7 protein-coding genes are annotated in these 8494 nt (G+C 45.8%); 5 read left to right on the plus strand and 2 right to left on the minus strand.

The genetic code is table 11. The annotated features are described in order from the left end of the window. Positions 1–36: 36 nt before the first annotated feature. Complete coding sequence (locus B5D50_RS13035) at positions 37–765, minus strand: hypothetical protein (protein ID WP_078923077.1); 729 nt, start codon at positions 763–765, stop codon at positions 37–39. Between the two features lie 100 nt (positions 766–865). Next, on the minus strand, positions 866–1657 hold the full coding sequence (locus B5D50_RS13040) for an enoyl-ACP reductase FabI (RefSeq protein WP_078923078.1): 792 nt from the start codon (positions 1655–1657) through the stop codon (positions 866–868). Between the two features lie 118 nt (positions 1658–1775). Here B5D50_RS13040 and B5D50_RS13045 point away from each other — a divergent pair, with 118 nt between their 5' ends. From B5D50_RS13045 to B5D50_RS20125, 5 genes are all read left to right on the plus strand, one after another. Next, positions 1776–3638: an ABC transporter substrate-binding protein gene (locus B5D50_RS13045; protein WP_078923079.1), complete on the plus strand. Its 1863-nt coding sequence runs from the start codon at positions 1776–1778 to the stop codon at positions 3636–3638. Between the two features lie 13 nt (positions 3639–3651). Next, the gene (locus B5D50_RS13050) at positions 3652–5028 is read left to right on the plus strand and encodes an ABC transporter permease (RefSeq protein WP_078923080.1); all 1377 of its coding nucleotides are present in this window, start codon (positions 3652–3654) and stop codon (positions 5026–5028) included. After that, on the plus strand, positions 5021–6217 hold the full coding sequence (locus B5D50_RS13055; protein ID WP_078923081.1) for an ABC transporter permease: 1197 nt from the start codon (positions 5021–5023) through the stop codon (positions 6215–6217). Before B5D50_RS13050 ends, B5D50_RS13055 begins: the two co-directional genes overlap by 8 nt. Further along, on the plus strand, positions 6217–7866 hold the full coding sequence (locus tag B5D50_RS13060) for an ABC transporter ATP-binding protein (protein ID WP_078923082.1): 1650 nt from the start codon (positions 6217–6219) through the stop codon (positions 7864–7866). The genes B5D50_RS13055 and B5D50_RS13060 overlap by 1 nt, the downstream gene beginning before the upstream one ends. Positions 7867–8237: 371 nt before the next feature. Beyond that, positions 8238–8494, plus strand: a 257-nt coding sequence (locus tag B5D50_RS20125; RefSeq protein ID WP_200807094.1) for a hypothetical protein, incomplete at its 3' end; no start/stop codon positions are given.

Genomic DNA, 8494 nt, shown 5'->3' on the forward strand with positions numbered 1-8494 from the left:
AATTGACGGATTTGTATAGCGGCTTTTGCAGGAGGTCTATTTCTTATGCCAAGTCCCCAATAAATCATTCAACTGCTCTAACAGATAATTCTTCCGCCATTTATCATCTTTCACTTCTTTAAGCAGTTGATCTTGTTGATGTAGGCAGGCTCTTTGCCATTCGCGGTTATGTTTAGCGAGATCTTTTAACAGTGCTAGCATAAAGCTATCTAAGTCTAAATCGAGATAAACTGGATTAGCATATTCAGTTAATAAACGATTGAAGACCACGGCCTGATTGTCCGCTGGCAAAATGCTAAAGCATTCCCAAAGCACTACACAGGTAATTCGCATCAGTCGATAAATATGCCCTTCGGAATCATCTAAGTGTTCACCTAAAGTTGGCATGATACCAATCATCGCCATGCATAAATCAATGGTTTTACTGGGCGGCGTAGTGGCTTGTCGAGCCGATTCCAACAACGACTCCAACATGTCGGAAAGTTTTTGAGCACTTTCCAGATTAATAAAGCCCGTGGTGTTTTGATGGCGTGCGATCATCCGTTGTAGGGTTGCACGATATTTGGCTTCTTCAGGATCGCTGGTATTCAGATATTCGCCAAAATGAATCAATAAGGTTTCGCGTAACTCAAGATCACGCAGAGCCGTTTCTAACAGGAAGTGTTCAAGCTGCTCACGCGAAAGGCGGGGTAGGATTTGTTCGAGTTGATGACGGCGACTGTATTTGGGGCTAGGGTTATAATCGTTATTGGGTTCAATAGTCATACCGTTCGCTGCTGATTAGAGTTGAATATACCAGCCTGAGCTGGCTACCTATTCACCCAGTCTAATGGCGAATAGGTTCATAGCAGATGAATAGGGCAGTTTATTCAGTCGGCATGCCCGACATACCGAGAATATTCCAACCACCATCGACATAGGTAATCTCTCCCGTGATGCCTGAGGCTAAATCAGAACAGAGGAAGGCGGCCGCATTGCCGACTTCTTCAATCGTCACATTACGGCGCAGCGGTGCATGTTGCTCAAAATGATCCAGCATTTTACGGAAGCCGGTAATGCCAGAGGCAGCTAAAGTACGAATGGGTCCTGCAGAAATAGCATTCACCCGAATACCAGCAGGACCAAGATCAGCGGCCATAAAGCGCACACCTGCTTCTAAGCTCGCTTTTGCCATCCCCATCACGTTGTAGTTCGGGATCGCGGCAATCGCGCCTAAATAACTTAAAGTCAGCATCGCGCTTTGGCGACCTGTCATCATTGGCCGTGCATATTTTGCCATTGCTAAAAAGCTATAGGCGCTAATGTCATGGGCGATTTGTGCGCCTTCACGGGTAGTATTATCGACAATGCTGCCTTCGAGTTGTTCTTTCGGCGCGAAAGCAATCGCATGCACTAAAATATCGAAACCCTCCCAATGTTCAGCTAATTGTTTGAACGTCGCCTCAATTTCGCTGTCAGAACCTACGTCACAAGGGAGCACGATGGAAGAGCCGAATTCTGCCGCGAATTTCTCAACTCGAGGTTTTAATTTGTCGTTTTGATAAGTGAGTGCTAATTCAGCACCCTCACGATGCATGGCTTGAGCAATGCCATAGGCAATCGAGCGATTGCTTGCAATGCCAGTGATTAGGGCGCGCTTGCCAGTGAGAAAACCCATAGTGACTCCTTAGAAACTCGCATACACTTTTAATTCCAAGTCGTTGCAACAGTGATGCATGCTAGCTTGGGTTGGTGTTATGCTTGATTGAATTAATCGCGTCAGTATACAGAAGAACATGCAAAAAAGATTCATCACCCGCGACTGGCTTCTTTATTCCATCCTGATCATTTTGGTCGCTTTACTCTTGTTGCTGATGTACCAAGTCGATCGGCAATGGACGAAGTTGGCACAGATGGAGTCCTCTCTAGCTCAGCAAACCCAAGAGATGCGCAGCTTACGAACCACCGCTGCCTCAGGGGCTTTGACACCGACGGCACAAACAGCTAAAGGCTCTACACAGCAGGCTGGAGGCGTCAGTACCGCTTTCCAACGTGCTTTAGCCGCGAGCCAGCAGCCTGATTATGCCCAAGGTGATTGGAGTGTGAATGCTTTAGGGGGTAATCTCAAAACGGTAACGCCTCTAGTTTCGGGTGACGCAGATGCAGCGGATGTACAAAGCTATGTTTTAGAAAGCCTGCTGAGTCGTAATCCTGATACCTTAGCTTGGGAAGGTTTGATCGCAAAATCATGGCAGGTGAGTGAAGATGGTCTCAGCTTTACCTTTCAAATGCGTGAGGATGTGAGCTTCTCGGATGGTGTGCCACTGACGGCTAAAGATTTAGTGTTTACGTTTAATTTCATGATGAATGAAGCTATTGAAGCACCGGGGGAGCGCTCAGTGTATGGACGAATTGCTTCGGTGGAGGCTAAAAATGATTATGAGGTCGTTTTCACATTCAAAGAGCCTTATTTTGAAGCTTTGCCTTTGGCAGGGGGAATGGCGATTTTACCCGCTCATTTCTATGAGCCTTATCTCAAAAAGCCACAAGAGTTTAATCAATCCAAAGGTTTATTGTTAGGTAGTGGCCCTTATCGTTTAGCCAACCCTAAAACTTGGACACCCGATCAAGGTAATGTCGAGTTAGTACGCAATGAACGTTATTGGGGTGATGTCCAACCTTCCTATAACCGTATCTTGTGGAAAGTGATCCAGAATGAAAGTGCACGTCTGACGACCTATCGCAATGGGGAGCTGGATGCTTATGGTGCACGTCCTGCTGAATACGGCAAATTGAAAGTCGATGAGCAGATCATGGGCAAAAGCCAAAACTTTGAGTACATGCCTCCTGTGGTCGGTTATAGCTATATTGCTTGGAATCAGCAGCGCGATGGCAAACCAACACGGTTTGCGGATAAGCGTGTGCGTCAAGCCCTGACTTATCTCACCGATGTGCAGCGCATTATTAAAGATGTGCACTTAAATTATGCAGAGCCTGCAGTTAGCCCCTTCAATCCACGCAGTAAACAACATGATCCGAGTTTGCAGCCGTGGGCATTTAATTTGGAAAAAGCCCAAGCTTTACTCAAAGAGGTGGGCTATGCAGACAAAAACGGAGATGGTGTCTTAGAAGATGCCGAGGGTAAACCCTTTCAATTTAAATTGACTTATTTTGAATCTAACCAAGATACCACTCGTATGGTGCTCTTGCTCAAAGATATTTACGCTCGTGCGGGGATTAAGCTAGAACCTTTTCCACAAGAATGGCCGATTATGCAAGAAGCGATGGAAAAGCGTAATTTCGATGCGATTACTTTAGGTTGGACCAGTGGTATTGAGACCGATATTTTCCAAATGTTTCATAGCTCGCAAATTAAAGATAATGGCGATAACTTCATTGCTTATGCGAACCCCGAGCTGGATAAACTGATTGATGAAGCACGGCGGACGGTCGATGAGTCCAAACGTCTGCCACTGTGGCAACAAGCCGAACGACTGATGTATGAGGATCAACCTTATACCTTTTTAATGCGTCGTCAGTCTTTATTGTTTGTAGATAAACGGATTCAGAATCTACAAATGACGAAACTGGGGCTGAATCGTGGCTTCTTGCCAATGGAAAATTATGTACCTGCTCATCAGCAAAAATATCAGCAATAACAGGAGTGTTTAAATGCTGACGTATTTGCTGCGCCGCTTATTGCTGATGATTCCCACTTTGCTTGGAATTACCATCGTCGTCTTTTCAGTGATGGCGCTTTCGCCGGGGGGAATCAGTGCACAGAGTTTGACCGATGGTAATATGAAGCCCGAAGAGCGCAAAGCACTCCTTGACTATTATAATAAGCGCTATGGCCTTGATCAGCCTGCTCCGGTGCAGTATTTGCGTTGGTTGAACAATGTGTCACCGATTGGCTTTCAGCAGGATGAGAACGGCAAATATACGGGGTTTTCTTTGACTAAGGGGATGGACCTAGGTGACAGCTTTCATTATGGCCGCCCTGTGAGTGAAATTCTCGGCGAGCGTATTCCTATTACCTTATTACTCAATATCATCACCATCCCCATTATTTATATTGTTGCGATTGCGATTGGGGTGAAGTCAGCTACCGAGCGCGGCAGTGGTTTTGATGTCAGTTCCAGTATGGTGATGTTAGCGCTTTGGTCAATTCCTACTATGTTGCTGGGCGTGCTTTTACTGGGATTTTTTTCTAGCATTCAACATTGGCAGTGGTTTCCGACCGCAGGGATAGGTAGCCGAGCCGCTCAAGATATGCCATTTATGCCACATTGGGGTTCACTTTGGGATCTAGGCAAACTGTTTTTAGGCATGCTATTCGGTACATCGCTATTTGTTTGGCTCAGTCGCTGGCAAGAGCGTAAATTACGGGCTTTTCTGGCGGGTGTTTTTGGGCTAGTGGCGGGCGTATGGATGGCACAAGCACATGCGAGTTTCTCATTATTTGCGTGGATGGTTTTGCCAGTGTTAGGGGCGGTTATCTTAGCGGGCATCGGCTGGATGGATTATAAACCGTTTCGTGTGATCGGTTTAGGTGTATTTGGGGCAAGCCTAGGTATTTTATTTGCCTTCCAATTTATCCATGAAGGTTTTGTGCGCGGCTTTTTATTTGATCGTGTTTGGCATTTAGTGTTGCCAGTGCTTTGCCTATCTTTAGGTGCTTCCGCTGCTTTAGCTAAAATTATTCGCTCTTCACTGTTGGAAAATCTGAATGCTGATTATGCCCGTACTGCCCGTGCGAAGGGTTTAGATGAAAGCACAGTTCTTTGGAAGCATGTATTCCGTAATAGTTTATTACCCCTGATTACCATTATTGCGGGTTTATTACCTAGCTTATTAGCTGGCTCATTAATCGTTGAAAATATTTTTAGTATCAATGGGATGGGGCAGTTAGCGATTGAAGCGGTGAAAAGCCGGGATCGTGAACTGGTTTTGTCGATTACTTGGATTAGTGGCTTCTTAACTTTAATCGGTTATTTGATCGCTGATTTTCTTTATACCTTGGTTGACCCCCGTGTAACTTATGACTAAGCAGCAGATTAGCCAAGAACATTTATCACGACGCTTATTGCGTAAAACCCTGAATGGCCCTGGGGTAAGCTTTGCTTTATTTTGGATTGGTACGCTGGTAATTTGTGCGGTCTTTGCGCCTTTCTTAGCCAATAGTATGCCGCTGATGATGAGCAAAGAGGGGGAAATATCTTTTCCGATTCTGCGTTATTTAAGGACTGAGGATGTCGCTGTATTAGCGGCCTTTTTTACGATTATCTTGCTTTGGGTTATTCCTATTAAGTTTAAGTTCCGGGTTAATTTAGCCTTGGTGGTTGCAGTACTAGCAGCGGTGGTGGTCTTAGCCAATCTTTATTTAAAGCCGCCCCAATTGGTTATTTACGATAATTTTCGTACAGCGGCCTATACCGAAGTCGATTGGCGAGTGATGCCACCGATTCCGTATGCACCGCAAGATTATTTACGTAGCTATGGTGGCACAGGCTTAGAAGCTCCCTTGGCAGCTGAGGCGGATCAGCAAGCGCGTATCCATTTAATGGGTACCGAAGAGAATGGCGCAGATGTCTTGAGTCGGATGATTCATGCCTCACGGATTGCTTTAAGCATTGGCATTGTTGCGACCAGTATCTCGATGATTTTAGGCATTATTATCGGCGGTTTTATGGGGTATTTTTCAGGTATCGTCGATATGCTAGGGATGCGCTTGGTAGAGATTTTTGAGGCGATTCCTACCTTGTTTTTATTGCTGACGTTTGTTGCCTTTTTTGGTAGTAGTCTCTACATGATGATGGTGATTATTGGTGTAACCAGTTGGTCAGGTTATGCGCGTTATATTCGGGCAGAGTTTCTGAAGTTACGTCGCCAAGATTATGTGCAAGCGGCCGTGGCAGCAGGCTTACCCTTACGCTCAATTTTATTCCGCCACATGTTGCCGAATGGGGTTGCCCCCTTGTTGGTTGCGGCCAGTTTTGGTGTCGCATCGGCGATTTTAGCGGAAGCGACTTTAAGTTTTTTAGGTCTAGGCTTAGTGGATGATCCGTCTTGGGGGCAAATGCTCAATCAATCGGTTACTTCCGCTAATTTTAATTGGTGGATGGCTGTTTTCCCCGGTGGAGCGATTTTCTTAACAGTGTTTGCTTATACGCTCATCGGTGAGGCTTTCCGCGATGCGATTGACCCGAATCTTTCGCGTGCTGCTGGAGTGCAATAATGCCAGCCTCTTTATTAGCGATCAGTAATCTGTCGACTTACTTAAATAATGGTACTGAACTGGTCAAAGCCGTCGATGGGGTGAGCTTTACGATTAATAAAGGCGAAACCTTTTGCTTAGTGGGTGAGTCGGGCAGTGGTAAATCTATTACAGCTTTATCCGTGATCCGCTTGCTACCTTATGGTATTGCTTCGCATCCTAGCGGTAAGATTCTGTTTAATCATCAAGACTTGCTTCAGGTGGATGAGGCTTCGTTACGGAGTATTCGTGGTTCACAAATCGCGATGATCTTTCAAGAGCCGATGACTTCGCTCAATCCGGTGTTTACGATTGGTGATCAAATCATGGAAGCTTTGCAGCTTCATCATCCTGAAATGACTGCAGAAGCCGCCCAAGAGCGGGCGATTCAAGCGCTTGAGCAAGTGCAAATGCCAAATAGTCGGGCGCGGATGCAGGATTTTCCGCATCAACTATCCGGTGGGCAGCGTCAGCGTGTGATGATTGCAATGGCTTTGGCGTGTGAGCCGGAGCTGTTGATTGCCGACGAACCGACCACGGCTTTAGATGTAACCGTGCAGGCTGAAATTTTGCGCCTGATGCGTCACCTGCAAACAACGACGGGCATGAGTATGCTATTTATCACCCATGATTTTGGGGTGGTCGCTCAAATGGCGCATCAAGTCGGTGTGATGCAACGCGGTAAATTGGTTGAGGTGGGGTTAGTGGAGCAGGTGTTAAACCGACCTCAGCATCCTTATACGCATCAGTTGCTTGAGGCAGTACCCGAAAATTTAGCTCGCCATAAAAACCCAAATTTAGCTAAACCCTTGTCTGAAAAGCATTTAATTGCTGAGCCCTTAGTGCAATTGCGGCATGTGAATGTATGGTTTCCGATTAAGAAGGGTGTATTCCGCCATGTGGTGGATCACAATAAAGCGGTCGATGATGTCAGCCTTGATATTGCTAAAGGCCAGATTGTCGCTTTAGTGGGCGAATCGGGCTGCGGAAAAACCACTTTGGGTCGGGCGATTTTGCAGCTGGAAAAACCAACTTCGGGCAGTATTAAGTTGCAAGGTTCAGAGTTAGTCGGTTTATCCGCTCGTGAAATGCGTCCGTGGCGAGCAAAAATGCAGATGGTATTTCAAGACCCCCAATCGTCTTTAAATCCACGGCTGTTAATCGAAACTACGCTCACCGAACCCATGAAAATACATGGCATCGGTCGTAGTCACGAAGAGCGCTTAGTGTTAGCAGGACAAGCCTTAGAGCGTATGCAGTTAAAACCTGAGCATTTATGGCGCTATCCGCATGAATTTTCAGGCGGACAACGCCAGCGAATTGGCTTAGCCCGTGCTTTGGTTTTGAATCCAGAGTTTGTCGTCTGTGATGAAATCACCAGCGCTTTAGATGTATCCGTACAAGCGGAAATCTTGCAACTGCTGTTGGATTTGCGGGCAGAACGTGATTTAACTCTGTTATTTATCACGCACAATATTGGTGTAGTGGAGTATTTGAGTGATCAAACAGTGGTGATGTATAAAGGGCGGATCGTTGAATTAGGGCCAACCGCTGCCGTGTGTGGTTCACCGCAGCAGGATTATACTAAAAAGTTGTTGGCAGCAGTGCCGCGTTTGAGTTTGAAACTCTAGAGCTTTGGCCCTGTTCAGTTAGTGAAATGCTTATGGTGAAGTAAGGCAATGGTTATCTGTGGAAAATCAAATTAGTCTGTGTCAATTCGATGAAGTAAAATAATGACAATGTGTTTGCTTAGGTTCATCGAGTCTACCTTTTTTAGGTTCTAGATAAGTTTACTATAAAAGCATTATGCGATTTTTTCTATTTTTACCAAGCAGTCCTCCTATTTTTTATCTTTTGCACCATAAAATTTCGCGCTTCAAATAGTTTGGGTGGCAAAGTCATCTGACAGAATTGTATGATTTTAAAAAAACTAGCGACTTTCATAGTAAGATAGCGATGTTAGCTGAATGAAATCGTGTAACACGGAGGAGCTTGTAGCTCAATGACGCGACTAGCAATTAGACCCGCTACCTTGGCTGTTTCGCTGCTAAGCCTAAGCATGCCGTTGGCAGCTGCTAGCAATAGTATGCCATTTAATAGTATAGGTTCGAGTTTTAGCCCTTGGAGTATGGGCGGTATGCCGGGCAGTTCGAGTTTTAGTCCGTGGGGTATGGGCGGTATGCCGGGCGGCTCGAGTTTTAGTCCGTGGAGTATGGGCGGTATGCCGGGCGGTTCGAGTTTTAGTCCGTGGAGTATGGG

Origin of the sequence: Thiothrix eikelboomii (assembly GCF_900167255.1) — a bacterium.
GTDB classification, from domain to species: domain Bacteria; phylum Pseudomonadota; class Gammaproteobacteria; order Thiotrichales; family Thiotrichaceae; genus Thiolinea; species Thiolinea eikelboomii.

Excerpts from the sequence above, each read along its gene's own strand:
- B5D50_RS13050 (WP_078923080.1), top strand. The coding sequence starts at position 3,652 with ATGCTGACGTATTTGCTGCGCCGCTTATTGCTGATGATTCCCACTTTG.
- B5D50_RS13035 (WP_078923077.1), bottom strand. The coding sequence starts at position 765 with ATGACTATTGAACCCAATAACGATTATAACCCTAGCCCCAAATACAGT.
- B5D50_RS13040 (WP_078923078.1), bottom strand. The coding sequence starts at position 1,657 with ATGGGTTTTCTCACTGGCAAGCGCGCCCTAATCACTGGCATTGCAAGC.
- B5D50_RS13060 (WP_078923082.1), top strand. The coding sequence starts at position 6,217 with ATGCCAGCCTCTTTATTAGCGATCAGTAATCTGTCGACTTACTTAAAT.
- B5D50_RS13055 (WP_078923081.1), top strand. The coding sequence starts at position 5,021 with ATGACTAAGCAGCAGATTAGCCAAGAACATTTATCACGACGCTTATTG.
- B5D50_RS13045 (WP_078923079.1), top strand. The coding sequence starts at position 1,776 with ATGCAAAAAAGATTCATCACCCGCGACTGGCTTCTTTATTCCATCCTG.